We start from the raw sequence: 26,628 nt of genomic DNA, 5'->3' as shown, positions 1-26,628 counted from the left end.
CCGACTGAGCCGACTGAGCCGACTGAGCCGACTGAGCCGACTGAGCCGACTGAGCCGACTGAGCCGACTGAGCCGACTGAGCCGACTGAGCCGACTGAGCCGACCGAGCCGACTGAGCCGACTGAGCCAACGGAGCCAACGGAGCCAACGGAGCCAACGGAGCCAACGGAGCCGACTGAGCCGACCGAGCCGACTGAGCCGACTGAGCCGACTGAGCCGACTGAGCCCACTGAGCCGACTGAGCCGACTGAGCCGACTGAGCCAACCGAGCCAACCGAGCCAACCGAGCCCACGGAGCCGACTGAGCCCACCGAACCAACAGATCCCACCGACCCGACGGATGATGGCTCCGGCCTGATCACCTCGGTCAACGGCGTGCTGGCAACGGTTGCCGGCGGGACCGTGGTCGAACCGCTCACCAACCTGCTCGACAGCCTGCTCAACCCTGGCGATGGCACACTCTCGGCCGTCACTGGCATTCTGGAGGATCTGAGCAACACGGAGGCGGGCGCGCTCGGTCCATTGACCGAACTGGTCAATGGCCTGACCCTGATCCAGGACGAAGCGCTCAACCCGCTGCTGCTGACCCTCAATGACCTGCTGTCGGGTCTGAGCGGCAACAACCCGGGCGGCATCGGCGACGTTGTCGATGGCGTGCTGGGTGAAAACGGCCTGCTGGGCGGCCTGCTCGGCGAGAACGGCTTGCTCGGCGGGTTGCTGGCCACTGTGGGTGGATTGCTTGGCGGACTGCTGGGCGGCGGCTCCAGCCCCGCGCCTGACAATGGCTCCGGTCTGGTCACCAGCGTGCAGGATGTCGTCGACAGCCTGCTGGGCGGCACTGTGGCTGCGCCGGTCGGCGAGCTGCTGGACAACCTGCTCAACCCCGATACGGGGACACTGGCGGCCGTCACCGGGGTGCTCGAAGACCTCACCGCCGTCGATGGCGGCCCGCTGGGCGTACTCACCGAACTGGTCGCCGGCCTGACGCTGGTCGAGGACACGGCCCTGGAGCCGGTCATTGCCACCCTCAATGACCTGATCGCCGGTCTGGCCAATACCAACGGCGCCGGCGGCCTGCAGGATCTCGTCAGCGGCCTGCTCGGCGGTCTCATTCCCGGCGGCGGCGCAACCGATGGTTCCGGCCTGGTCACCAGTGCGCAGGATGTCGTCGACAACCTGCTGGGCGGCACTGTGGCTGCGCCGGTCGGCGAGCTGCTGGACAACCTGCTCAACCCCGATACGGGGACACTGGCGGCCATCACCGGGGTGCTCGAAGACCTCACCGCCGTCGATGGCGGCCCGCTGGGCGTGCTCACCGAACTGGTCGCCGGCCTGACGCTGGTCGAGGACACGGCCCTGGAGCCGGTGATTGCCCCCCTCAATGACCTGATCGCCGGTCTGGCCAATACCAACGGCGCCGGCGGCCTGCAGGATCTCGTCAGCGGCCTGCTCGGCGGCCTCATTCCCGGCGGCGGCGCAACCGATGGCTCCGGTCTGGTCACCAGTGCGCAGGATGTCGTCGACAACCTGCTGGGCGGCACTGTGGCCGAACCCGTGACACAACTGCTCGATGCCCTGCTCAATCCCGACGCAGGCGCGCTGGCGGCCGTCACCGGCGCGCTCGAAGCACTCACCAGTGTGGATGGCGGCCCACTGGGCGTGCTCACCGAACTGGTCGATGGCCTGACGCTGGTTGAAGACGTCGCCCTGGAGCCGGTGATTGCCAGCCTCAATGGTTTGCTGACTTCGCTGAGCGTCGACGGTCTGCTCGATGGTCTGCTTGGCAGCAACGGCGGTCTGCTCGCCGGCCTGCTGGGTGAGGAAGGCCTGCTCGGCGGCCTGCTGGGAGGCCATGGCGATCTGCTCGCCGGCCTGCTGGGCGACGACGGCTTGCTCGGCGGCCTGCTGGGAACAGGTGGCCTGCTCGGCGGATTGCTTGGCGGCAATGGCGACCTGCTGGCCGGCCTGCTGGGTAACGAAGGACTGCTTGGCGGCCTGCTCGGCGAGGATGGCCTGGTTGGCGGATTGGCGGGAAGTAATGGCGACCTGCTCGCTGGCCTGCTGGGCGACGATGGCCTGCTCGGCGGCCTGCTGGGAACGGGTGGTCTGCTCGGCGGATTGCTCGGCGGCAACAGCGACCTTCTCGCCGGTCTGCTGGGTGACGAAGGTCTGGTCGGTGGCTTGCTCGGCGAGGATGGCCTGGTCGCCGGACTGCTCGGCGGCAACAGCGACCTTCTCGCCGGTCTGCTGGGTGACGAAGGCTTGCTTGGCGGACTGCTGGGAGCGGGTGGGCTGCTCGGTGGCGTACTCGGTGGCGGCTCCGGCGGTCTGCTCGATGGCGTGCTGGGCGATGACGGCCTCGTCACCGGCCTGCTCGACACCGTGGTCGGCGAGGATGGCCTGGTCCCGGGTCTGCTCGGCGGCGGCACTGGCGGCCTGCTCGATGGCGTGCTCGGCGATGACGGCCTCGTCACCGGTCTGCTCGACACCGTGGTCGGCGAGGATGGCCTGGTCCCGGGTCTGCTCGGCGGCGGCTCCGGCGGCCTGCTCGATGGCGTGCTCGGCGATGACGGCCTCGTCACTGGCCTGCTCGACACCGTGGTCGGCGAGAGCGGCCTGCTCGGCGGGCTGCTGGGCGGCCTGCTCGGTGGCGCCAAGGCATCGGCCGCGACGCTGGCGCTGCCAATCAGCACCGCAGCCGATGCCGCGGCGGCCGAGCTGCAGCCCATCGCCCTGTCCATCGGCAGCCTGGCCGATAGCATCGCCGATGGCGCGCTGGGCACATCGCTGACGGAGCAGCTGCAGCACCAACTGGTGTGATCGAACCCGGGCGCGGCCTGTGGCCGCGTCCGCCATCCCGGCGCCGCGCGCCCATCCGGCCAGCTGCGATGCCCCGTTCCCCAAAGGAGAATTCCATGCCAACAACATCCCTGCGCTTGCTGGCACCGGTGCTTGCAGCCCTGCTGCTGGCGGCCTGTGCCTCCCCGCATGGCGGCAACAGCCGCGCCGAGCACCACTATGCCTTCGGCCAGCCGGCCGCACCCGCTTCAGGCGTGGCGCCCGTGGTGACCACCACCCCACAAGGTGTGCCAGGCCCGCAGCATCTGGCACAGCTGGTGTATTTCGACTATGACTCTTACTCCATCCGCACGCAGGACCGCAGCCTGATCGAAGGCCATGCGCAATGGCTGCGCCAGCATCCGGAGCGTTCGGTGCTACTGCGCGGCCATACCGACGTGCGCGGCGGCGCCGAATACAACCTGGCGCTGGGGCAGAAGCGTGCCGACGCCGTGCGCAATGCCCTGCAACTGCTCGGCGTTGCGCCAGCGCGCATCGAAGCCGTCAGCTACGGCAAGGAACAGCCGGCCGATCTCGGCACCAGCGAGGATGCCCATCAACGCAACCGTCGCGTCGAGTTCGACTACCGCTGATCGCGCATCGCCTTCGCCTTGCCAGTCCTGCCTGTCGCCGCGCCCATGTCCGCCCCGTCGCCCAGCTCCCGGCCCCGTCAGCCATCACCTGCGGACCAAGCACCCAGGAACTGGCCAATGGACGCGAGGCGTGCCGGGCCAAGCGCGGCCGAGAGCGCCCTGTCGCAGCAACTCGCCCAATGCCGGGATCATGTCGCGCGTCACGTCGAGCGGCTGCCCGAGCCCTATCCGGGCTGCGTGCTGTTCTTCAGCGTAGCCGCCGATGACGAGGATGCGCTTGTCTTCCATGTGCGCGGTACCACACCCGAATCGGCCTGGCGCGAAGGCGCCACCCGCATACGGCAGTGGGCCTGGGCACGCCAGAGCCATGCGCTGGCGCTGCGGGTGGACTGGGTGGAGGACATCACCTCGCTGCCCGTCCCGCCAAGGAGCGGCGCGCAAAGCTGCTTGCTGGCCATGGACGCGGCATTGGCGCTGGCCGATGCCGGCCTGGAGACAGCCGAGCTGCTGCACCGGCAATTGCTGGCACGTACCGCGCGAGCCTGGCGGCCCTTGTCCGGCAAGGTCGTTCAGGCCTGGCCTCAGCCCAGCCATCGCCCCTTGTTCGGTGGTGCATCCACGCCCGCGCTGCTGCTGCACCTGCGCGGCATCTTCAGCATGGACGGGCAGGCCCCGATATCCGTACCGGTACCGCATAGCCCATGGGCCAGCCCTGGCGCAGCGTGCCGCACTGCCTTCGTGGGGGCTGACGCGCCGGACACCGCAAAGCCGCACGGCTGCCTGTCTGCCGCGCGCCAGCTGCTGCTGCGCCAGCAGTCCGGCGGCGTCTGGCACAGTGCCCCTGCGCTGCGCGATCACCTCGGCATCACCTGCGCGTTGCTGCTGGCGCAGCAACATGCGCCAGATCCGGCGGGCCAGGCAGGCGTTCTGGCGGCACTGACGGCACTGGACGACATGCAGCCCCAGGAGCGGCAGGATCCACAGGATCCACTGACGGACAGCATGACGCTGCTGACCATCACGCAATGCATCCGCCATGCCCGCGTGGCTCTGGCCATTCCTTTCGACCAAGCGGCACGCCTGCAAACGCAGGCGGTGCGGCTGACGCAACGGCTGCAGTCCTGGCTGGCACGGCAGCCGACGCTGCCGAATACCGCGGAGCACGTCCCCACACTGGCTTGGGTGCGGCTGGCCCTGCATGGCGCGACGCCGCAGCCGCCCTGCGGCCACGACACCGGCACCCCGCCGCTGGTCTTCATCGCGCCGCTGATGCGCCAATGGCAGGCCAGCCCAGCATGCCTGAACGACACCTGGCTGTCCATGGGCCTGCACGCATGCGTGCAGGAGCTCGGCGGCAGCACCCTGCAAGACGGCATCGATCCGCACACGCTGACGCAGTGGCGAGCCTTCGTGCGGGAGCGGCTGGCGCGACTGCGTCAGAACACGCTGCGCCCCGAACTGGCCATCTATCTGCCCGCCCGCCTGCGGGGACAGGCCGTCTTCCTCGATACGGAAGACATGATGGAAGACATGGGCACGCGCGCAGCGCAAGTGCCCTCGCTCGTCCGCACCGCGGAGGGCACTGCCAGGCGTCTGCTGGCGCAACTCGCCAGTGAACGACTGCTGGCACTGCTGGAGCAGGCGCTGGAGCAACCGCCCGCGGCGGCCGGGCGCACTGGTACGCCCGCCACACAGCAGACCGGCAGCCTGGAGCCGCCGGCACAGCCGCCCATGCACTGGAGCGCCGAGGCGCTGGCCAGGCACCTGGGCGGACAGTGGGTGGCGACCGCCCCGCCCCAACAGCCTGCCGGTTGCCGCGGCATCGACACGACACGGGCACACCATCACCCTGGGGCGGCCGTGCTGGTACGCCGTGCCGGCGAAGCCTGCGGCGTTCCGCCCGCAGCCTTGCCCGCGCTGCAACCGGCGCTGCTGGTCAGCAGCAGTCCACAGGCCCTGCCGCAAGCGCCATGGCCGCTGCTGCATGTGCCTGCGCCGCGGTTGCCAGCCGGCCTGCGCGCCCTCGCTGCGGCGGCCCGCCAGCGCATCCACGCCCCGGTCATCGCGGTCACCGGCTGTGCCGGCAAGACATCCACGGCACGCATGATCGCGCACTGCCTGGGGGCCGATGCCTCCGCTCGCGCCGCCGCACTGCTGGCACAGGACACGGCGATCCAGATGATCAACTGGAGTGAAGCGGCCCCCTGCGCGCTGGTGGAACTGCCACTGCGCGATCTGGCTGCGGACCTGCCGCTGATTGCCCCCGATGTGCTGATCATCACCAATCTGCCAGAACCTGTGCCGGCCCCGGAAGGGATGCAGGCGGCAGATGCGCCGCTGCTGGCCATCCCGCCGGCGGCAACGGAGAATGGTGCCGCAACATGGCTGGCCCTGGCCGCCAGCCTGCTGCCGCAGGCCGCCACGCTGGTCTTCGAACTGCGGCCGGAACTGGCCGGCGCGCTGCCGGATGCGCAGGCCGGCGGCTGCCGCAGCATCACCTTCGGGACGCATCCGCAGGCGCGGCTGCGCCAGCTCCGTATCGAGGCGCGGCAACTGCATATCCAGACCGACGGGCAAACCCATGCCATCACGCTGCAGGCGCATGGCCGGCACATGGCACGGGACGCACAGGCCGTGCTGGCCGCCCTGCGGGCGCTCGATCGGCCGCTCGAACAAGCCATACCGCAGCTGGCCTACTGGCAACCCCTGCCCGGCAACGGTCAGCCAGAGCGGCTCGGCCACGGCATGGTGCTGCTCGACCACAGCGGCCATGGCCACCTGCTGTCGATCCAGGCCGGCCTGGCCCAGCTGGAGACACTGGCACCGCAAGCCCCACACCGCCTGGTGGTGCTGGGCAGCATGCAGGGCGATGACCACGGCACGGACGCGGCCATGCGTCTGCTGGCCGCCCTGGTGCGCAAGACACCGGCGCGACGGGTCCTGCTGCATGGCGAAGTTTGCCGCGGGCTGGTCTGCGCACTGGCGGATCTGCTGCACGTCAATTGGTATGAAGACCTCAACCAGTTGGTCTGCTCGCTGCTGCGGACCATGCGCGCCGGCGATGTGGTGCTCGTCGCCGGCGGTCCGGCAGCCAATCTCTGCATCGCAGCGGATGCCGTGCGCGACAACATCCACGCCGGTCAACCGCAAGAAAGTCATTCACAGCAATCCAGATGACTCCTTGATCCATGTCAAATTTTTATTTCAGTTGACATTTTTTTGATATATTTAACATACAAATTGACAATGTATTACATTCTGAGACAAGCTGGTTCTACCCCACGACACGACGCGCCATGATCAAGTACCTGCTGCCCAGCCGTCTGTTGCCGCAGCAGCCCTCCGAACAGGAGGCTGCTGCGGCGGGGGTCTATGCGGGTGCCATCGCAACGGCCTGCCACAGTGCCTGGCAGCACCTGCGCCGCGCCGCCTGGCTGTCGCTGCCCATCAGCCTACTGGGGCTGCTGCCTTCGATCTTCCTGCTGCAGGTCTACAACCGCGTCATCGCGCGCGGCGGCACCGCCACCCTCACCGCCATGGTCGCCGGCGTGCTGTGCTTCCTGGGCATCGAATGGTGGCTGCGGCGCCGGCGCGCCCGCGCATTGCGGGAGGCCGGTGCCGCCATCGACCACGACGTCTCGCAGGCCCTGATGCACTCGATGCTCCAGCGCCCGCTGCTGGCGCTGGAGCAGCGCCCGGCCAGCCAGTGGCTGCAGCTGTTCCGCGATGTTGGTGCGATGCGCGCAAGCATCACCGGCGGCCTTGCCAGCGCCATGCTGGACCTGCCGATGGCCCTGCTGGCGCTGATCGTCATCGGCATCATCGCCTGGCCGGTGCTGCCGGTGATCCTGGTGGCCATGCTCATCCTCGGCGTGCTGGCATGGTGGTGGGCCGACGAGGTGCGCAGCGGCCGCGTCGAGGAGATCGCCCAGGCCCGCAGCCTCGACCGCAACACCGCCGAGGTCTGCAACGCCCGCGCCACCCTCAAGGTGCTGGGCTACGACACCGCCGTGCGCCAGACCTGGCAAAGCGGCTACGACCACTGGCTGGCCGAGAGCTTCGCCAAGAACGGCGAGCTGGAGAATGCCCGCGAGGCCAGCCACATCTTGCTGACCTTCTTCTCCATTGCCGTCATCACCGTCGGCGCCATTGCCATCAACGCGCAATGGATGAGCATCGGCAGCCTGATGGCCGTCAACCTGCTGGCCAGCAAGGCACTGGCACCGATTGCGCAACTGGCGGGCAACTGGCGGTCGCTGGCGCGCTCCAACGAGGCCACGCAGCGCCTGCAAGCCGTGCTGGAGGAGCCCGTCGAACAGGCCAGCCAGGACCTGCAGCTGCCGCGCCCCAAGGGCCGGCTGCGGCTCGACCAGGCCAGCTTCCACTATCCCGATGGCCGCGCCACGCTCGAACAGGTGTCGCTGGACATCGGCCCCGGCGGGCTGCACGCCATCCTGGGGCGCAACGGCGCGGGCAAGTCCACGCTGGCCAAGCTGCTCGCCGGCCTCTACCGGCCCACCGAAGGGCGCGTATTCATCGACGAATACGACCTCGCGCAATTTCCCCGCGCCACGCTCGGCCAGTGGGTCGGCTGCCTGGCCCAGCAGGTCTACTGGTTCAGCGGCCCCATCATCGACGGCCTGCGCATGGTCAACCCCGAGGCGACCGACCAGCAAATCGTCACCGCCACCCAGCTCGCTGGTGCGCATGCCTTCGTCAGCCGGCTGCCGCAGGGCTACCAGAGCGTGGTGGGCGAAGGCGGGGCGGGCCTCTCGGCCGGGGAACTGCGCAAGCTCGCGCTGGCGCAGCTGTTCCTGCGCAACCCTTCGGTGCTGATCCTCGACGAGCCCAGCAACGACCTCGACTTCGACAGCGAAACAGCCCTGCTGCAGACGCTGCGCCAGATCGCCCGGCGCCACACCGTGATCGTCGTGACGCACTCGCTGCGCGTGGCCTCGGCGGCGCAGCACATCTACCACGTGCGCGGCGACGGGCACGTCGAGCAAGGCGGCCCGCAGCAAATGCTGCCGCGCCTCTTCGGCACCGCCCGGGCAGCCACGGGTGATTCCGGCGTCAGCGCCGAAGCTGGTGCAGACGCCGACACGGACGCAGACACCCTGCCCAGGGAGCTTGCCGCATGAAGCCACAGGCCCCACGCCGCACGGCCGACCTGCCGCAGGTACTGCACGCCCCTGGCCGCGCCGCGCCGCAGAACGGCGCAACGGCCAGCGCCCACCCGGGCAGCCGCTGGACGGCATGGCTGGCGCGGCCCGCCGGCCGCCGCGTGCTGGTGGCCGCGCTGGTGCTGCTGGTGCTCACCGGTCTGCTCTACCCGGTGGAGAACGTCGTCGTCGCCGCCGGCCAGGTCATCCCCTCCGACCGGGTGCAGTCCGTGCAGCATCTCGAAGGCGGCATCGTCACCGCCGTGCATGTGCGCGAAGGGCAGACCGTCAGCGCCAGCCAGCCGCTACTGGAGATCGACCTGGGCGGCAACAGCCTCAACCTCGAACAGCTCACCGCCCGCCAGGCCAGCGCGCGCGCTGCCAGGCTGCGCCTGACGGCAGAGAGCCTGGGCGAGCCGCTGGCCGCCGAGGATTTCCCGACCGAACTGGACCGCCAGATCGTGCGCGCCGAACTGGGCGCCTTTGCCGCACGCGCGCTCGAACACCAGGGCAGCCTTGCCGCCGCCCGCGCCGCCCTCGCGCAGGCGCAGGGCGAGGTGGCACAGGCGCAGGCGCGCATCCAGGGGCTGGAGACCAGCTTGCGCCTGCACCAGGAAGAAGCCGGCATTGCCAACCAGCTCGCGGCCGAGCAGCTCATCGGCCAGCTCGAAGTCATCGACAAGCAGCGCGCGCTCGAACAGGTGCGCACCGAACTGGCCGCCACGCGCCAGGGCCTGGCAAGCCACCACGCCAAGGTCGAACTGGCCAGGGCCAAGGTGCTGGAGACGCAGGGCGGCTACCAGCGCCGCGCCAGCGAAGAGCTGGCCGAAGCGGAGCGCGAGCTGCTCAGCCTCGCCGAAGACCTGGCGCGCGCACAGAACCAGCGCACCCGCACGGTGGTGCTGGCGCCCACCGACGGCATCGTCAAGGGCCTGCGCAGCGGCGGCGCCGGCTGGGTCGTCAAGCCCGGCGAGCCCATTCTGGAGATCGTGCCCGACAAGGACGAGATCATCGTCGAGGCGCGCCTGAACCCCTCCGACCGCGGCTACGTCCACGAAGGGCAGGACGCCAAGGTCAAGATCAGCGCCTACGACTTCCTGCGTTACGGCGCCGTGCCCGGCAAGGTGCGCCTGGTCGCGCCCGATGCCGACCAGGACCCCAACCAGCCCGGCACGCCCTCGTACTTCCGCATCCAGACCAGCCTGGCGCAGCCCTGGGTGGGCCGCACCGACAACCGCATCACCACCGGCATGCAGGCCGAGGTCGACCTGCTGCTGGGCCACGAGCCGTTCATCTGGTATCTGCTGCGGCCCGTGCTGCGCATCCAGAGCGAAGCCTTCCGGGAGCCATGAGCATGCACGGCCGCACACTCCCGCCCCCGACACCCCGCCGCCGCGCCAGGGCCTGGCTGGCTGCGGCCCTGCTGGCCGCCGGCCTGCCCGCCATCGGGCAGAGCATCCCGAGCACGCCACCGCCCGGGGCGCGCACCATCGCGCTCGCCCCGGCCAGCCTGCAACTGGCGCAGCAGCTCACCGCCACCAGCCTGGCGGACAGCGGCGCACGGCGGCGCCTGCTTGACGCGCTGCACGCCATGCTCACCGAGCACCCCGAGGTGCTCAAGGCCCGCGCCGCCTTCGATTCGGCCGGCCACGACCTGAACACGGCACGCGGCGAGCGCTGGCCCCGCCTGAAGATCGGCACCAACTCCGGCAGCGCCGACCGCAGCGGCAACCGCGAAAACTACAACGCCCTCAACGCCGAGGTGCGCATGAGCCTGCTCGACGGCGGCGCCATCGGCGCGGGCATCCGCTCGGCCGAATTCCAGCAGGCCGCGCAGGCCGAGGTGCTGCACGGCACGCGCCAGAACGTGCTGCTCGAAGCCCTCACCGCGCTGCTGGAGCTGCAGCGCTTCGAGGCCAAGGCCCGTATCGCCGGCGAATCGGCCGGCATCATCGCCCAGCTCGCGCGCATCGAGGAGCGCCGCGCCGAGCTCGGCGCCGTCGGCCGCAACGACCTGCGCCAGGCCGCCTCCCGCCAGGCCGGCGCGCGCGCCCAGCAGCATGCGCTGGAATCGCGGCGCGCCGAGGCCCTGGCACGCTTTACCCGCTACTACGGCTTTGCGCCGCGGGCCGAGGGCCTGCCGGCGCTGCAGGTGCCCGGCCACTGGTTTCCGCAGGGCGAGGCGCAGGCCCTGCAGGCGGCCGAGGCCAGCAGCACCGAACTGCAGGAAATCGCCCGCCAGGTCGAGCGTGCCCGCGCCGAGGTCGATCGCAGCAAGGCCCAGCGCCTGCCCACGCTGGACGCCGTGGTGGCGCGCAGCCACGACCCCAAGGGCGTGCTCTACAACGATGGCACCCGTTACGGCGTGGAACTGAACTGGAACTTCGGCAACGGCTTCGAGCTGCGCGACCGCATCCTCAAGGCGCTCAGCGAACTGCAAAGCCAGGAAGCGCAACAGGAAGCCGTGCGCCGCCAGGTGCAGGAGGCCGCCTCGGCCGCCTGGGGCCGCGTGGAATCCGGCCGCCAGCGCGAGGCGCAGCTCGCCGACGCCGTGCAGGAAGCGCGCGCCGCCTTCGAGGGCCGCCGGCGCCTGCTGGAAGTCGGCCGCGGCAGCCTCGCCCAGGTGCTCGACGCCCAGCTCGACATGCAGAACCTGATGCTCGACGAGGCCGATGCCGCCTACGACCAGCGCATCACCGAACTGCAGCTGGTGCGCACCACCGGCCAGCTGCTGCCCCCCGAGGTGGATGGCCAGTGGCTGGACGTGCTGTTCGCCCAGGCTCCGGAACCCGCTGACGGCGACACCGCCCCGCTGACATCCCCGATACCCGCCGCCGGCGCCGTGGCGCAGGCCGCCCCGCTCCCGCACCAGGCCCGGCGCCTGCAACTGCGCGCCGAACGCCAACTGCAACTGCCGCAAGGCGGCGCCACGCTGCTGGCGCGAGGTGGCTGGTAGCGAACACGTTTCCCGCAGCCGGCCGGTTTGCCCATCACCAGCCGCTGCTTCATGACCGATGGGTGTGTTTCAACCGAAAGGAAGATGCCATGACCGACATCATCAAGAACTTCTGGAATGACGAAGAAGGTGCTACGGCTATTGAGTATGGGCTGATTGCGGGGTTGATTGCGGTGGCGATTATTGCCACTGTCACGACCCTCGGAGGCAATCTAAATAGCATTTTTGAATGGATTAGCAATGCCCTAGGTGAGGTGGAAGAGCCGAGCTGAGGACCTTTCAAAGTATGTTTCTTGGACTTCCGTTCTTGGCATGGCTTATATGGCTAGCCGCCATTGCAGCTACAGACCTGCGTCTGCGCAAGGTGCGCAACTGGATGGTGCTGCTCGGCCTGGCAACGGGCCTGGCAGCGCTGTTCAGCAGCGCGCAGCCATTCCAGGTTTCGCCCTGGGGTGGCTTGCTCGGCGCAGTCGTGGCGTTTGCCGCGCTGCTGCCGTTCTATGCGCTGGGGTGGATGGGAGCCGGGGATGTCAAGTTTGCCGCCGTCGCCGGGCTGTGGCTGGGGTTCTCCCCCGCCCTGCTCGCGGTCTGGCTCATCGGCAGCCTGCTGGCTGGCGCCCACGGCCTGGCCGTGGTGCTCTGGCGTGCCCTGCAGCAACGGCCCGTGTGGCTGTGGCTGCAGGCGCACATCACCCCGCTGGGGCGACTGACCCCGCCGGCGTCGCTGCAACTCGATTTCACCAGCCGTCACCGCAGCCGCTCGATTCCATATGCCGGTTACATGGCCATCGCCGCCATCGCGCTGGTGTTCTGGAAAGGCGGAATGCCATGACGCAGCGACGCCATCGACCACACGCCGCATCCCCCATCCGAAGCCTGTGCCTTGCTGCCAGCGCCCGTGCATGTACCGCACAGGCCCTGACAGGAACGCACCGGCGGGAGGCCGAGCCGGAAGCCTTCCAGGCAAACGCATGCAGGAGAACATGACATGAACCTCACCAAGATCATTGCCGGCCTGCTGGTGGCACTGGCCATCGGGCTCGCCATTCTGGCCTGGATGCTCGGGCGCCAGCCGCAGCGCCCGGTGGCGCCACCGCCCTCGGCCGCACCCGCCATCACGCTGACGCCACGGCAGGAGCCCGCCCCCACGCATGACGTGGTGGTGGCCGCGCAGCCCATTGGCGCCGGGCATCGCCTCGCCGCCGAGGACCTCAAGGTCGTGCCCATGGGCGCGGCGGTGCCCGGCAGTTTCGGCAAGGTCGATGCGCTGCTGGGCCACACCACCGCGCTGGCGCTGCCGGCAGGCGCGCCGCTCTTCGAGCAGCACCTGCTCAACGGACTGGCGCTGCAACTGGAGCCGGGCCAGCGCGCCGTCTCGATCGCGGTCAATGAAGGCATGGCCGCCGGCCACCGCGTGCGCCCCGGTGATTTCGTCGACGTGTTCTTCACGCTCGACGGCAAGAAGGACGATACCCCCGTCGACACCCAGACGCGCCTGCTGCTGGCCCGCAGCCGCGTGCTGGCCTATGGCGGCGCCAGCGTGGAAAACCCGCCCTTGACCGACGCCCAGCGCCAGCAGCAGCAAGAGGAGCAGGCCAGGCAGGAGAGCAGCGCCGGCCTGGGCAGCGGCAATCGCCGCGCCAATGCCACGCGCGAAGACCCCGCGCAGCGCCCCGAGAACGCCAAGACCGCCGTGCTGGCCGTGCCGCTGGACGACGTGGAGCGCCTGGCGCTGGCCGAGAAGTACGGCCAGCTCACGCTGGCGCTGCGCCACCCGGACGACCTGGCGCAGCCCGACCCGGCGCTGTTTGCCGCCCTGCCCGCCGTGCTGCAGCCCGCCGCCGGCCGCCTCGCCAAGGGGGAGGCACTGCAGGGCATCGACCGCTCGGTGGCCGGCCTGCGCTTCGATGACCTGGCCACCGGCGGCGACGACAAGAACCGCAAGCGCGCCGCGCCGCCGCTGCTGCCCGCACCGAAGGTGCCGCAACCGCTGCAGGCGGCCCAGCAGCGCCGCCTGCAGGACGTCGAGATCCACCACGGCGCCAACGTGCAGATGGTGCGTTACTGAGTGATTGAAGAAAACCCGAGCGCGACGCAGGAGTGCCAGCATGACCCACACCATCCATCCCCCATCGGCATCAAAACTGGCGTCAGGACCCACATCAGGACCGGCATCCGTACCGACATCGGCGGGCGCCGGGCTCGCGGCAGTCACGCCACCGGCATTGCGCCATGCCCTGCGGCTGATGGCCGGCGGCGCGGTCACGCTGACGCTGGCAGTCTCGTCGCCCGGCACGCTGGCAGCGCGGGAACTCGCGCAGCCAGCCAGCCTCGCGCCATTGACCGAAACCGACCTGCGTGCGCAGGCCGTGCCGGTCGCGGAGACGCCAGCGCACGCCGGTGAAGCCTTCGACGGCCCGACGCTGCAGCTGACGGCGGGCCGCCAGCGCCTCTTGCAACCCGGTCATGCAGTGGGCCGCATCGCGGTGGGCGACCCGAACGTGCTGGACGTGAAAGTGCTGCGCGCCGCCCCCTCCGGCAACGGCAGCGCGGCCGGCAATCCCGGCGGCCCCGCCGCGGAGCTGCTGCTGACGGCCAGGACGCCAGGCAGCACCACGCTGGTGGTCTGGCCCGCCAGGGCCGGCAGCCTGCCGCAGAGCTGGCAGGTGCAGGTGCGCGCACAGCAGCTCATTCTGGAGCGGCAGCTGGCTTCGGTGCCGCAACATGCGCAGGCACTGGCCGAGCTGCGCCTGGCGGCCCCGCCCGAGACGGCCTTGCTCGATCGTTCGCAGATCGAGGTCAGGAGCAACACCGTGCAGGTGGACGTGCAGGTGGTGGAGTTCAAAAAATCGGCACTCAAAGAAGCGGGCATCAATATCTTCAGCGGTGGTCGCAATAACCACGGCTTCAGCTTCGGGGTATTTCAGCCTGGCACAAACACCACAGGCAGTTTCAGCACCGGAAATGCATCAGCAGGGATTGGTGCCAACGGCACATCGAACCAGTATTCGGGTAGCGGGCAAATATCCGCCTCTGTCGTAAGCGCCATGAATCTGGTACTCGGATTTGGCAAGGCATTCAATGGCGCAGGCATCGGCGTGCAAATGGGTTTCCTGGAAGGGAATGGCTTGGCTCGCGTTTTGGCACGTCCCACCTTGCTGGCGCACTCCGGACAAAGCGCCAGTTTTCTCGCCGGAGGTGAAATTCCAGTTCCAGTGCCCAGCAATGACGGCAACATCGCCATCGAGTACAAGGAATTCGGCGTCAAGCTGCAGCTCACACCCACCATCCTCTCCAATCAACGCATTGCGCTGAAAGTGGCTCCAGAGGCCAGCGATCTCGACTTCAGCTCTGGAGTTGCTGTCGGAGGAGTCTCTGTTCCAGCGATTCGTACCCGCCGCGCCGACACCATGGTGGAACTGGGCGATGGCGAGAGCTTCGTCATCGGTGGCCTCGTCAGCCGTTCGACCTCTTCCTATGTAGACAAAGTCCCCGTATTGGGCGACCTGCCGGTGCTGGGCGCCTTCTTCAAGAACATGAGCTACTCGCAGGAAGAGACCGAGCTGGCCATCGTCGTCACGCCCAGCCTGGTGCACCCGCTGCCTGCCGGCACCGACTTCGAGCGGCTGCTGCCCGGCGCCACGTCCGAGCGCCCGAATGCCTCGCAGGTTTGGGAGCCGTTCGTCGCCGGCGCGCTCAAGCCGGATGCTGCGCTGCCCGGCTTCTCCTACTGATGGATCGCGCCACGCCATGAACAAGCCCGTCACCTCGCCCCCAACGGCCGGTGCGCCCAACCATCCGGCACCGGACAGCGCCGCCACCAGCCCGCTGGCATCGCTGGAAACCCTGCTCGCCGCCCGGCCGGCGGCGGCATCGCCACTGGCCGCACCCGCGCAGACGGGCGATGCCCGCCCGCGCCCGCTGGAAGTGGTGCAGGCCAGCGCGGTACGCCCACCGGCCTGCCCCGACCTGGATGCCGATCTGCTGCTGGTCCATGCCGGCACGCCCGAGGGCGCGCTGGCGCAGACCTGGACGCGCCGCGTACTCGACGGCGCCCGGCTGCACACCGCCCGTTTCCAGGAGAACGTGGGCGAACAGGTGCAGCTGTTGCTGCCGCAGGTCGTGCTGATCCAGTTCGAGGCACCGGTGCTGGACCTCGCCACCCACCTGGTCGAGCGCCTGCGCATCTCGCACCCGCACCTGCCGCTGGTGGCCGTGGGCTGCATGAAGCACCCGCAGGCCACGCTGGCGGCCCTGCGCGCCGGCGTGCAGGACTTCATCGACCTCGACGGCAACGCGCAGGCGGCGCAGCAGGCCGTGCAGGAGCTGGTGCGCCGCACGCCCGCCACCGCCCAGGATGGGCACGACAGCGCGCCGCTGACGGCCATCCTCTCTGCGCGCGCCGGGCTGGGCAGCAGCCTGCTGGCCACGCACCTGGCCTGGTACCTGCAGCAGCGCATCGCCGGCGCCGGCACAGCGGCCAATGCCACCTCCGGCCTTGACGAGGGCGACGCCGCGCTGGAGACGCTGCTGATCGACCTGGGCAACCCGAGCGGCGACGACTCGCTGTACCTGGATGTCGGCAACGAATTCGACTTCATCGAGGCGGTGCACAACCTGCGGCGTTTCGACCGGCGCATGGCCTCGGCCGGCCTGGCCCGCCACGCCAGCGGGCTGCGCCTGCTGGGCCTGCCGCGCCAGCCGGGCCGGCTGCGCGAGATTTCCTACGCCGACGTCGATCTGCTGGTGCTGCGGCTGCGGCAGTACTTCACGCACGTGATCGCCGACCTGGGCGCGGTGCTGCAGACCAGTCTGGCGACCCGCGTGGCGCTGCGCGCCAGCCAGGTCTGGGTGGTGTGCGACCAGAGCGTGACCAGCGTGGTATCGACCGCGGAGCTGCTGGCCCAGCTGAGCGAGCAGAAGATCGAGCGCGGCCGCGTGCAGCTCATCGTCAGCCGCCATGACGCCCGGGTCGAGCTCGATGCCCAGCAGATCGCCCGGCAGCTGCAGCTGCCGCTGCTGGCAGTGATTCCGGAGCGGCGCGCGGCGCTGGCGCAAGCCATCAACCAGGGCCGGCTGCTGCCGGCCACGCTGCGCCGCGAGCCCTACGTGCAGGCAGTCGACCAGCTCGCCGGGCAACTGCTCGCCAGTCAGCACGGCCAGCACAACAAGGCCGGACCGCCGCCACCGGCCGGCGGCGGCACCGGTGGCCTGGCCCGATTCATCCAACGCCTGAGGAGCTGAGCGCCCCATGACTACCGAGGCATATTCCCCCCCCCTGGCAAACGCCCAGTCCAGCGCGTTCGAGAACAGCCCGCTGTACGCGGAGCTCAAGGACCGCGCCCACGAGCACCTGCTCAGCCGCATCGAGGAGCTGGGCGCCGAGTTCGGCCGCTGGTCGCAGGCGGCCATCGCCCAGTTCGTGCTGCTGGAGCTCGACAGCTTCATCCGCCTGCACTCGGTGCCCGTCAACGAACAGGAGGCGCTGCTGGTGGCGCGCGCGCTCACCCGCGAGCTCACGGGCCTCGGGCCGCTGCAGGACCTGCTCGAAGACCCGGCGGTCGAGGACATCCTGATCAACGGCCACGCCAACATCTATGTCTCGCGCGGCGGCATGCTGCAGCGCGAGAGCGTGCGCTTCAAGGACGACGAGCATGTGCTGCGCATCGTGCGGCGCATCCTCGCGCCGCTGGGCCGGCGCCTGGACGAATCGAGCCCGATGGTCGATGCGCGCCTGCCCGATGGCGGGCGCATCAACGTCATCATCGGGCCGCTGGCGATCGACGGGCCCTCGGTCTCGATCCGCAAGTTCAGGAAGGACCCGCTGACCCCCGCCGAGCTGGTGCAGCTGGGCACCTTCAACGAGGACATCTGCCGCATCCTGGAGATGGCGGTGCAGTCGCGCTGCAACATCCTCGTCAGCGGCGGCACCAGCTCGGGCAAGACCTCGCTGCTCAACGCGCTGGCAAGCTTCATCCCGGGCAGCGAACGCATCGTCTCCATCGAGGACACGGCAGAGCTGTCGCTCAACCACAGCCACGTGGTGCGCCTGGAGAGCCGCCCCGGCGGCTTCGACGGCACCGGCCTGGTGAGCATCCGCGACCTGCTGCGCAACAGCCTGCGCATGCGGCCCGACCGCATCATCGTCGGCGAAGTGCGCGGCGGCGAGGTGCTCGAATTGCTGCAGGCCATGAACACCGGCCACGACGGCTCGATGGGCACCATCCACGCCAGCTCGCCGCGCGAATGCCTCTATCGCGCCGAGATGCTGGCCGGCTTTGCGGGCTTCCAGGGCAGCGAGGTCAGCCTGCGCCGCCAGATCGCCAACGCGGTGGACTTCATCGTGCAGATCGGCCGGCTCTCCAACGGCCGCCGGCGCCTGCTCTCGCTGACCGAGGTCACCGGCATGACCGACAACATGATCTCCATGCAGGAGCTCTACCGCTACGAGCCCTACGTGGGCGCGGACGGGCAGGAGCAGGACCAGTGGGTGTCGCTGGGCATCTCGCCGCATTCGCCCAAGCTGCAGGCCTGGTGGCGCATGCAGCAACAGGCCGGCGGCGCCCGTTACTGAAACCGCGCGCAGTTGAAACCCCACACAGCAACCCATGAGGCCCTGAGACGATGACCCGCATTCACCCCGCCGTGCTGCTGATGCTGGCGCTGGCCCTGCTGCTGCTGGGCCTGGCGGTGTGGCTGTTCGGCCGCGCGCGGCGCCAGCAGCAGCTGCAGTCGGTCTCCAGCCACCTGCAGCGCAGCATCCACCAGCGCGCCATGGCCACGCCGGCGGGCGGCGCCAGGGTGGCCCAGCAACCGGTGCCGGGCCCGGGCCTGGGTCCGTCCATGCCACGCGGCAGCGCCACCGGGGCTCCGGCCGGCTGGCAGGCACGGCTGACCGAGGTGCTGGGGCTGGGCGCATGGGGCATCTCCAGCACCACCGTGCTGCTGCTCGCCGCCGTCGGGCTGGCAGTGCTGATCATCGGCGCGGCCCTCGCCGGGCCGACGGCGGCCATCCTGCTCACGGCCATCCATGCGCTGGTGACGGGCTTTTTCATCTGGCGCCGCGCCAGCGCGCGCCGCCAGCGCCTGCTGCAGCAGCTGCCGGGCTTCCTGGACAACATGGTGCGGCTGATCTCCATCGGCAACTCGCCGCATGCGGCCTTCCAGCTCGCCGTCGGCAATGTGCCCGCACCGCTGGGCGACGCGCTGCAGCAGGCCACCGCGATGCTCAGCGCCAACCCGGACCTGGGGCAGGCCATGGCACAGCTCGAAGGCCACTGGCGCCTGCCGGAGTTCGGCCTGCTCGCCGCCGTGTTCCGCATGAGCGTGCGCTACGGCGGCCGCGCCGACCTGGTGCTCGAGCGGGTGGCCGCCTACATCCGCGACCGCCAGGCGGCCGAGCAGGAACTGCATGCGCTGTCGGCCGAGATCCGCCTCTCGGCCTGGGTGCTGGCACTGCTGCCGATTGCCGTGGGTGCCTTGATCATGGTGCTCAATGCCGGCTATTTCCTGCGCATGTGGAACGACCCCAGCGGCCAGAAGATGATCCTGGTTGCCGCGGCGCTGGAAGCCTTCGGCGCCTTTTTGCTGTACCGGCTGGCACGCCTGAAATGAGGCGATGAGCACGCAATGGCAGGAGCACACCCCATGAACACCCCCGCATGGCGCCGTCCCCACCGGCGCATCGCATCGGCCTGGAGGCGGCGGCCATGACGCCCCGGCAGCTTTTCATCCTCAGCCTCGGCCTGGCGGCGCTGGGCGTGGCGCTGTGGGCCGCTGCGCTGCTGTGGCGCCTGTGGCGCTCGGCCAGGGCATCCGCGCACATCGGCCAGACCCTGCAGGCTCGCGAACAGGCAGCCCTGGCGCAAAAGGCCGCCGCGCTGGCCACCCCTTCGGGCGCCGCGCGCGACCAGCAACTCCTCAACCCGCTGGCCAGCGCCCGGGCCCCCGCCGGCGCCGCCGCAGGCCCCGAACTGGCTACCGGCCTGCAGCCACCGGCCTGGCTCGACAGTGGCGTTGCCCGCGCCTTGCTGGCCGAGGAGGATCGCAAGCTGCTCGACCAGGCCGGCATTTCGCCGCGCAATGGCAGCATGCTGTATGTGGCCAGCCGCGCCGTGCTGGCCGTCGCGCTGCCGCTGCTGGCCGTTGCCGTGCTGCAGCCCGGTGGCATGAAGGCCTTGATGGTGGGATTCTTCGGCTTCGGCATCGGCCTGATGGCGCCGAAATGGTATGTGCAGAACAGGGCCTCGCGCCGCCGCGAACAGGTGGTGGAGGAGTTGCCGCTGTTCGTCGACCTGCTGCGCCTGTTGCAGGGAGTGGGCCTGAGCATCGACCAGAGCCTGCAGATTCTCGCCAGCGAATTCGGCAGCGTGCTGCGCGTGCTCGGCGGCGAGCTGGCGCTGGCCAACCAGCTCTATGCCAGCGGCCGCAGCCGCGAGCAGTCCTTCCAGCGCCTGGCCAACCTCAGCGCCGACGACGACATGACCGCCGTCGTCAGCCTGCTGGTGCAGGTCGACCGGCACGGCGGCGCGGTGCAGGAGCCGCTCAAGCAATTCAGCATGCGCCTGCGCGAAAAGCGCCAGGCCGCGTTCAAGGAGAAGATCGGCAAGATCACCGTGAAGATGACCGGCGTGATGGTGCTGACCCTGCTGCCGGCGCTGCTGGTCATCACCGCCGGCCCCGGCTTCATGGCGGTGATCCGCTCGCTTTCGAAGATGGGAGGCAATGGATGATGCGACCGGCACACTCGACCTCAAGCTCGACCCGGTGCGGCACCGGCCTGGGCCTGCTGGCAGCATCCAGCGTGCTGCTGCTGGCTGGCTGCGCCGCCAGGGCGCCACAGGGCTATGGCGTGGCCCCCGAGCACAATACCGCCGCCCAGGCCCAGCAGCAACTGCAGGCCGCCGAGCAGGCCGCCAGGGTGGACACCGAACAGACCTACCTCGACCTGATCGTGCAAATGCAGCAGGCCGGTCAATGGTATGCATCACTGGCGCACACCGATGCCTTCGAGCAGCAGTACGGCCCGCGCCCCGAGGCGCGGCTGCTGCGCGCCGATGCGCTGCGCAACACGGGCCAGGCCGAGGCTGCCCGCACCACCTATCTCGGCCTGCTCGAAGGCGCCACCGCCGCCCGTGCGCGGCGTGGCCTGGGCCTGCTGCTGGCAGCGCAAGGCCATTACGCACAGGCCGTGCAGCAACTGGAGCTGGCACGCCGCCTCAACCCCATCGATGCCACCGTGCTCAGCGACATCGCCTATGCGCACATGCTCGATGGCCGGCTGGATGCCGCCCGCATCCCCATCCAGCAGGCCGCGCAACTGGCCCCGAACAACGCCCGCGTGCAGCTCAATCTGGCGCTGTTCTGGCTGGCCAGCGGCCATCAGGCAGAAGCCACCGCGCTGCTGCAGCGGCTCTCGCGCCCGCAGGGCAAGGGCGCCGCGCCGCTGATCGACCCGAACAGCCTGCCGGTGCTGCAGCAGCAACTGGCCCAGGTGCAACTGGCCGCGCAGGCCCGCTCGGCGGGTGTGGCGGGCGCAACAGGTGCGGCCAAGGCCGAGATCGCCGCAGCGGCCCCTGCAGCCCCCGTGGCCCCGGCCATCCGGGAGGCCAGCGCCGATGCCGATGGCGGCGGTGCAAACGCCGTGGCAACGAATGAATGACGCACGACGATCAAGGAGAACACCATGACCCATGCCACCTGCCGCCCGCTCCCCCACGCCTTGTCCCGTCCACAGGGCTTTGCGCCGAGCCTTGTCCTGGGCCTTGCGCTGTTGCTCGCCGGCACCGGCGCGCAGGCACAGCCGGCAGACCCGGCCGAGCCCTCCACCACGGCGGCGGAAGCGGCACTGACGCACTGGCCCGCCGCCGGTGACAGCGATGCCACCGCCGCGGCCACCCCCATCACGCAGCGCGCACCTTCCGAACGCACGCAGGTCGGCCGGGCCACCGACCACCTGCTGGCCATGCAGCGCGCCTCCCAGGGCAGCCAGCCGCGCCCCATCGACGGCGAACAGGCCAGCCGCAGCTACCAGCGCTACCTCCAAAGCTTCGAGACCAGGATTCCGGAGCACTACGAAACCGGCGTCGACACCGGCGTGGGAGACTGATGCCGCGCCCGAGCCCGGCAGAAAGCGAGTCGCACATGGCCTGCCAGAATCCGCCGCCCCTGCGGGGCACCCCTTCCCTTTCACTGCCAAACCTTCCACAGCAAGGGGCGGGGGCCGCTTCGTGGCCGCGCGCCGTGCGGGAGCGCGCTGGCGGCACCAGAGGCGGACCGGCTCGCGGACGCCAGCGCGGCGTCTATGCGCTGGAGTGGGCCATCATTTTTCCGGTGTTCTTCATGCTGCTGTATGCCATCATCAGCTATGGACTGGCGTTCCTGGTGCGCGAATCGATGCAGTTCGCCGCCGAGGATGGCGCCCGCGCAGTCCTGCGCTACCAAAGTGACCGGAACGCCCGTCTGGACACGGCCAGAGCCGTCGTGATCAGCCGCCTGGGCTGGCTGCCTGATGCCCTGCGGCCCACCACCGACACCATCAGCGTCAACATCTGCCACGTCGGCAACGCGGCCAGCTGCGCCCCTTCCCTGACCTGCGGCACCACGATCGCCGAACGCTGCATGGTCCAGCTCGACTTCAGCATCGCCTATGGCTCGGCGCCGCTGGTGCCGGGCCTAAGCCTGCTGGACATGGACATCCTCAATCCCGCCACGCTGTCGGCCAGCGCCAGCATCCTGGTCGACCGGGGAGGCTTCTGAGATGACCCGCAACGCCGCCCCATCCAACCGGAGGCCGCCACGCCAGCGCGGCGTGGCGGCCATCGAATTCGCCTTCATCGCCGCCTTGATGGCCCTGATGCTGCTGGGCCTGCTGGTGTACTGGCGCGTGCTGCAGGCGCAGCAATCGGTGACACGGGCCGCCGGCGATGGCGCGCGCATCGTGCAGAACCTGATTTATGGCGCGCTGCCCGGCCATGACATCACCGTCCCCGCCAGCATCCAGGCGGCCGCCGACGACGTGGTGAAAAGAAGCCTGCAGCACAGCGGCATTCCCGGCAACCCGCTGCAGGACACCACCGTCACGCTGACCGTCGGCACCGATGAAGCACGCCTGAACGTCAGCTACCGGCTGCCAGCGCTTTTCGGCAACACCGATGCAGATCCCCGGCCCATCCAGTTGGGCCACTGGGCACTGACGGAGCCGGCCAGCCTGCAGGCCAGCGCCCTGGTCTCGTTCACGCTGGCCACAGGAGGAGCGCCATGACCCATCGATACGCCCCTTCGGCACCTGTCCTGCGCCAGCTGCGACAGGGCCCGGCAACAGGCCAAGGCGGCTCCATCCTGGTCCAGTTCGCGCTGATCCTGGCCGTGCTGGTCGCCATCCTTGGCACCGTCGACATCGGCTACATGTATTACGCCAAGCGCGACCTGCAGCGCATCGCCGATCTGGCCGCCATCGAGGCGGTGCAGAACATCGATTACCAGAGTGGCGCCGGCGCCGGCAGCTGCATCGCCGCGGGCAACACCAGCATCCAGAACAACTGGCCCATCGCCGTGACCCGTGACGATGGCCAGACGAGCGTGACCTGCGGCAACTGGAACCCTGGCGAACATGCCGAACCACGCCATTTCGCTGCAGTCACCGCAGCCGGGCCGCTCAATGCCGCGCACGTCGTGGTGCAAGGCACCTCGCCGACCATTCTGCCTGGCCCCTGGAGCCGCACCATCGTGGCCGAAGCAGTGGCCAGGCGCAACGAACCGGTGGCGGCGTTTCAGGTCGGGGCGCAACTGCTGCGTTTCGACGAGGATGCACTGCTCGGCAGTCTGTTGGGAGCCGTCGGTCTCAGCATCGACGACCTGCGCCTGCTGGATTCGGACGGCCTGGCCAGCGCCAGGATCTCGCCGTCCGGCCTGCTGGATCTGCTCGGCGTGGATCTGGGCATCGGCGGCGTGGGCGTGCTGACACCCGATGGCGTCGCGGACATCGACAACATCACGCTGCTGAACATTCTGGATGCCTCGCTCGCTGCAGCCACCGACGACGCGCTGAACCTCGATCTTCAGGCGTTGCGCACCCGCATTCTCCAGCTTGGCCTGGGCAATGTCGTCATTCCCCTGGGCAGCAGCGAAAACACATCCGGTCTGTTTGCGTTTCTCGGCATAGGACGCGACGATCCGCTCGATGCCGCACTGGACGTGCAAATCGGCCTTGGAGACCTGATCAAGACAGCGATCGGCATCGCCGCCAACGGGCATGCGATCGAAGTGCCGGATCTCAACGTGGCCGGGCTGGTGCAAGCCAAGGCGAGCATTGTGGAGCCACCCACCATTGCGATCGGCCCTGTGGGAACCAAAGGCTACAGCGCACAGGTGCGCCTGTTCCTCGACGTCGATACGCAGAATCTGCTGGGCGGGGCCCTGAACTGGCTCCTGGAGGGCATTCTCGGAATCCGCGTCCATCTGCCGATCGCCGTCGATGTCGTATCCGCACAGGGGGAACTCACCGATATCCAGTGTCGCCGAATCCCCCAGACCATCGACATCGCCGTTGACTCGGCGGTTGCCAATGTCTGCGTCGGCAACATGTCCGAGGACAACATCATGTCGAACACCAATCGCTGCGACAGCTTCCTGGGCGAGGAACAGCTCGTCAAACTGCTGCATGCCCCCATTCTTTCGGGCAAGCTGCACATCCCGGCATTGAGCTACGTGGACGACACCACCGGCCTGGACATGCAAGTGGGCGACGAACGCGCAACACGGCCCAACGCGCTGGCATTGGGCGATACCGTCGACAACGTCGTGACAGGCTTGCTGAACCTGCTCAGCGGTCTGTTCCGGGATCCGGCGCCCACCATGGTCGGCGATTGGGAAGGGGCGCCATACAACGCCCAGAACACGATCGCGCTGATGGCGGAATTCTATTTGGAGGCCAGCAAGGACTCGGCCGGGTTCTATAACGTCGCCAATGTCTCGAATCTGGTGCTGTCAGGCTCTGGAAGTCCTGACCAGGATGGCTATATGCCACCACTGCTGACCTCGAATTTCGAGTTCAACAATGCCGTGGCAACGACGTGCCTGCTTGTTGCCTGCCCATCAGCCTGGTGGAACCGGGGCTCGTTCACGCAAGCGCTGCAGTCCTATACCAGCGTACCAGGAAGTCTCCTGGACCTGCTGGGCATCTCCACTTTTGACAACGGCTACCGAAGCTGCGCGGGCCTGCTCAGTTCATTGCTGAACTGGAATGGCTGCGTCAAGCACAACCTGACCCGGCTGCTTCAAAGCCACCAGGGCAGTCTGCATCCATTGAGCCCGAACAGTGCCACCATCGATTCGCTGATGGATCCGAACAGCAGCGCCGTCGCCTGCAACGGCGCGCTCTGCCTGCTGCTCAAGCCCGTTCTGCAAACCCTCAAACCCGTGCTCAACGGTGTTGGCGGTTTGTTGACGACCATACTGGACGATGCGCTCGGCCTCGAACTGGGCCGCACGGACATCAAGGCCCTGGCCATCGAATGCGACACCGCCCAACTGGTCTATTGATGACCCCCACAGAGAACACATGACAGAACGACAAGGAGACCCGCAGTGAATCTCGACGAACTGGTGATCTATGTCTGGGAAGGCCAGGCGGACATTGCCGAGCGGGTCGAGCGCTGCGTGCTCAACCTGGGCGTCGACGTGATCCGCGCCGACAGCCTGAACCTTCCCGCCGATTCCAGCGAGCTGGGCAACGCCATCGCCGTGGTCAGCGTGTCGGTGCTGGAGGGCGCACGCTTCACGCGCCAGGGCATCGAAGGCACCTTCGGCATGCCGGTGCTGTGGGTCAGCGCCAACCAGCGCGAAGTCAGCCCCGGCAGCTACGCGACGGAGTATTCGCACGTGCTGCCGTTCGACTTCACGGGCGCGGAGCTGCGCGCCATGCTGGTGCGCATCCTGCAGCGGCTGCAAAGCAACCGCCGGCAGGTGCAGCGCTCGGGCGACATCATCGCGGTCGCCGAATGCATGCAGCGCCTGCTGCACGACGTGGACACCTTTGCCGACTGCGAACACAGCGTACTCGTCATCGGCGAGACGGGCGTGGGCAAGGAGCGCATTGCCGAGCGGCTGCACGAGCGCAACAGCCGCTACGGGCAGGGCCCTTTCATCGTGGTCAATTGCGGTGCGATTCCGGACGGGCTGTTCGAGTCGCTGTTCTTCGGCCACGCCAAGGGCTCGTTCACCGGTGCGGTGGCGGCGCACAAGGGCTACTTCGAGCAGGCCAATGGCGGCACGCTGTTCCTCGACGAAATCGCTGATCTGCCGCTCTACCAGCAGGTCAAGCTGCTGCGGGTGCTGGAGGAGCGCACCGTCGCCCGGCTCGGCTCGGCCTCGCAGGTGCGGCTGGATTTCCGGCTCGTGGCCGCCACCAACCGGCCATTGCGCGAGATGGTGCGCGAGGGCGCGTTCCGCGCCGACCTGTTCTTCCGTCTGGCGGTGATCGAGCTGGCCATCCCCAGCCTGGATGAACGCGGCGAGGCCGACAAGCTGGCGATCTTCCGCAGCATCCTGCACCAGGTGATGGGTGAGGAGCTGCTGCAGGCGCTGGGCGAGCCGCCGTTCTTCATCCTCGATGCGGTGGCGCAGATGTACTTCCCCGGCAATGTGCGCGAGCTGCGCAACCTGGCCGAACGCATCGGCGTGACGGCGCGGCAGACGCGCAGCTGGACGGAGGGCGGCGCCATCCAGCGTCTGCTGGACCTGGCCCAGAACCTCGGCGCGCATCCGCTGGCGGCCTCTCCGGGCCATGAGCCGCTGCTGGCCGACCGCAGCAACTGGGACCTGGAGGAGCGCAACCGCATCATCGCCGCGCTCAACGCCAACGACTGGAAGCGCCAGAACACCGCGCAGCACCTGGGCATCAGCCGCAAGGTGCTGTGGGAGAAGATGCGCAAGTACCAGATCAGCGATGGCGAGCCGGAAGTGCCACTGCCGAATTGAGGATGGCCGGCGCGCACCCTGCGGCTCACACCCCGCGACTCACGCCCGGCGATTCACCCCTGCCGCTTCCTACGCATCCGGAAGCGGTGACTGCCCGTCC

20 protein-coding genes are annotated in these 26,628 nt (G+C 69.0%); all 20 read left to right on the top strand.

Annotation, left to right across the window (positions count from 1 at the left end; all coding sequences use genetic code 11):
* The first annotated feature begins 375 nt into the window (after positions 1 to 375).
* The 20 genes from EV687_RS14135 (at position 376) to EV687_RS14040 (ending at position 26,528) form a co-directional block, all read left to right on the top strand.
* Positions 376 to 2,820, top strand: a complete 2,445-nt coding sequence (locus tag EV687_RS14135; RefSeq protein WP_165392831.1) for a hypothetical protein — start codon at positions 376 to 378, stop codon at positions 2,818 to 2,820.
* 95 nt (positions 2,821 to 2,915) lie between these two features.
* On the top strand, positions 2,916 to 3,431 hold the full coding sequence (gene pal / locus EV687_RS14130) for a peptidoglycan-associated lipoprotein Pal (RefSeq protein WP_122227313.1): 516 nt from the start codon (positions 2,916 to 2,918) through the stop codon (positions 3,429 to 3,431).
* 117 nt (positions 3,432 to 3,548) lie between these two features.
* A complete protein-coding gene (locus EV687_RS14125) occupies positions 3,549 to 6,608 on the top strand; it encodes a UDP-N-acetylmuramoyl-tripeptide--D-alanyl-D-alanine ligase (RefSeq protein ID WP_122227315.1) in 3,060 nt (1,019 codons plus the stop codon).
* A gap of 119 nt (positions 6,609 to 6,727) precedes the next feature.
* Positions 6,728 to 8,572 carry a peptidase domain-containing ABC transporter gene (locus tag EV687_RS14120; protein ID WP_122227318.1) on the top strand — a complete coding sequence of 615 codons (1,845 nt, stop codon included), beginning with the start codon at positions 6,728 to 6,730 and terminating at the stop codon, positions 8,570 to 8,572.
* Positions 8,569 to 9,945 (top strand): HlyD family type I secretion periplasmic adaptor subunit, encoded by a 1,377-nt coding sequence (locus tag EV687_RS14115; RefSeq protein WP_122227321.1) that lies wholly within the window; start codon positions 8,569 to 8,571, stop codon positions 9,943 to 9,945. The genes EV687_RS14120 and EV687_RS14115 overlap by 4 nt, the downstream gene beginning before the upstream one ends.
* A gap of 2 nt (positions 9,946 to 9,947) precedes the next feature.
* Positions 9,948 to 11,549 (top strand): TolC family protein, encoded by a 1,602-nt coding sequence (locus tag EV687_RS14110; protein ID WP_242612644.1) that lies wholly within the window; start codon positions 9,948 to 9,950, stop codon positions 11,547 to 11,549.
* 89 nt (positions 11,550 to 11,638) lie between these two features.
* Entirely contained in the window at positions 11,639 to 11,821 is a 183-nt protein-coding gene (locus EV687_RS14105; RefSeq protein WP_122227327.1) for a Flp family type IVb pilin, read from the top strand.
* 35 nt (positions 11,822 to 11,856) lie between these two features.
* Positions 11,857 to 12,381, top strand: coding sequence for an A24 family peptidase (locus tag EV687_RS14100; RefSeq protein WP_242612643.1), 525 nt, complete (start codon positions 11,857 to 11,859; stop codon positions 12,379 to 12,381).
* Between the two features lie 156 nt (positions 12,382 to 12,537).
* On the top strand, positions 12,538 to 13,617 hold the full coding sequence (gene cpaB / locus EV687_RS14095; protein WP_122227333.1) for a Flp pilus assembly protein CpaB: 1,080 nt from the start codon (positions 12,538 to 12,540) through the stop codon (positions 13,615 to 13,617).
* Between the two features lie 40 nt (positions 13,618 to 13,657).
* Positions 13,658 to 15,283: a type II and III secretion system protein family protein gene (locus EV687_RS14090; RefSeq protein WP_242612642.1), complete on the top strand. Its 1,626-nt coding sequence runs from the start codon at positions 13,658 to 13,660 to the stop codon at positions 15,281 to 15,283.
* Between the two features lie 16 nt (positions 15,284 to 15,299).
* Entirely contained in the window at positions 15,300 to 16,793 is a 1,494-nt protein-coding gene (locus EV687_RS14085; protein WP_122227339.1) for a P-loop NTPase family protein, read from the top strand.
* A gap of 7 nt (positions 16,794 to 16,800) precedes the next feature.
* On the top strand, positions 16,801 to 18,123 hold the full coding sequence (locus EV687_RS14080) for a TadA family conjugal transfer-associated ATPase (RefSeq protein WP_122227342.1): 1,323 nt from the start codon (positions 16,801 to 16,803) through the stop codon (positions 18,121 to 18,123).
* A gap of 50 nt (positions 18,124 to 18,173) precedes the next feature.
* Positions 18,174 to 19,163 carry a type II secretion system F family protein gene (locus EV687_RS14075; RefSeq protein ID WP_122227345.1) on the top strand — a complete coding sequence of 330 codons (990 nt, stop codon included), beginning with the start codon at positions 18,174 to 18,176 and terminating at the stop codon, positions 19,161 to 19,163.
* Positions 19,164 to 19,258: 95 nt separating this feature from the next.
* On the top strand, positions 19,259 to 20,281 hold the full coding sequence (locus EV687_RS14070; RefSeq protein WP_122228900.1) for a type II secretion system F family protein: 1,023 nt from the start codon (positions 19,259 to 19,261) through the stop codon (positions 20,279 to 20,281).
* Positions 20,278 to 21,210 (top strand): tetratricopeptide repeat protein, encoded by a 933-nt coding sequence (locus EV687_RS14065; RefSeq protein WP_242612641.1) that lies wholly within the window; start codon positions 20,278 to 20,280, stop codon positions 21,208 to 21,210. Before EV687_RS14070 ends, EV687_RS14065 begins: the two co-directional genes overlap by 4 nt.
* A 24-nt stretch (positions 21,211 to 21,234) precedes the next feature.
* Positions 21,235 to 21,657: a DUF3613 domain-containing protein gene (locus EV687_RS14060; protein WP_122227348.1), complete on the top strand. Its 423-nt coding sequence runs from the start codon at positions 21,235 to 21,237 to the stop codon at positions 21,655 to 21,657.
* A 134-nt stretch (positions 21,658 to 21,791) separates the two neighbouring features.
* Positions 21,792 to 22,307 carry a TadE/TadG family type IV pilus assembly protein gene (locus EV687_RS14055; RefSeq protein ID WP_242612639.1) on the top strand — a complete coding sequence of 172 codons (516 nt, stop codon included), beginning with the start codon at positions 21,792 to 21,794 and terminating at the stop codon, positions 22,305 to 22,307.
* Position 22,308: 1 nt separating this feature from the next.
* Entirely contained in the window at positions 22,309 to 22,812 is a 504-nt protein-coding gene (locus tag EV687_RS14050) for a TadE/TadG family type IV pilus assembly protein (protein WP_122227354.1), read from the top strand.
* Positions 22,809 to 25,091: a pilus assembly protein TadG-related protein gene (locus EV687_RS14045; protein WP_122227357.1), complete on the top strand. Its 2,283-nt coding sequence runs from the start codon at positions 22,809 to 22,811 to the stop codon at positions 25,089 to 25,091. The genes EV687_RS14050 and EV687_RS14045 overlap by 4 nt, the downstream gene beginning before the upstream one ends.
* A gap of 45 nt (positions 25,092 to 25,136) precedes the next feature.
* Positions 25,137 to 26,528, top strand: coding sequence for a sigma 54-interacting transcriptional regulator (locus EV687_RS14040; protein ID WP_122227360.1), 1,392 nt, complete (start codon positions 25,137 to 25,139; stop codon positions 26,526 to 26,528).
* Positions 26,529 to 26,628 lie beyond the last annotated feature (100 nt).

Source organism: Corticibacter populi, from assembly GCF_004217315.1.
Classification (GTDB): Bacteria; Pseudomonadota; Gammaproteobacteria; order Burkholderiales; family Burkholderiaceae_C; genus Lampropedia; species Lampropedia populi.
Note: the sequence above shows the minus strand (reverse complement) of the source record. Positions and strands in the feature narration are given on the sequence as shown.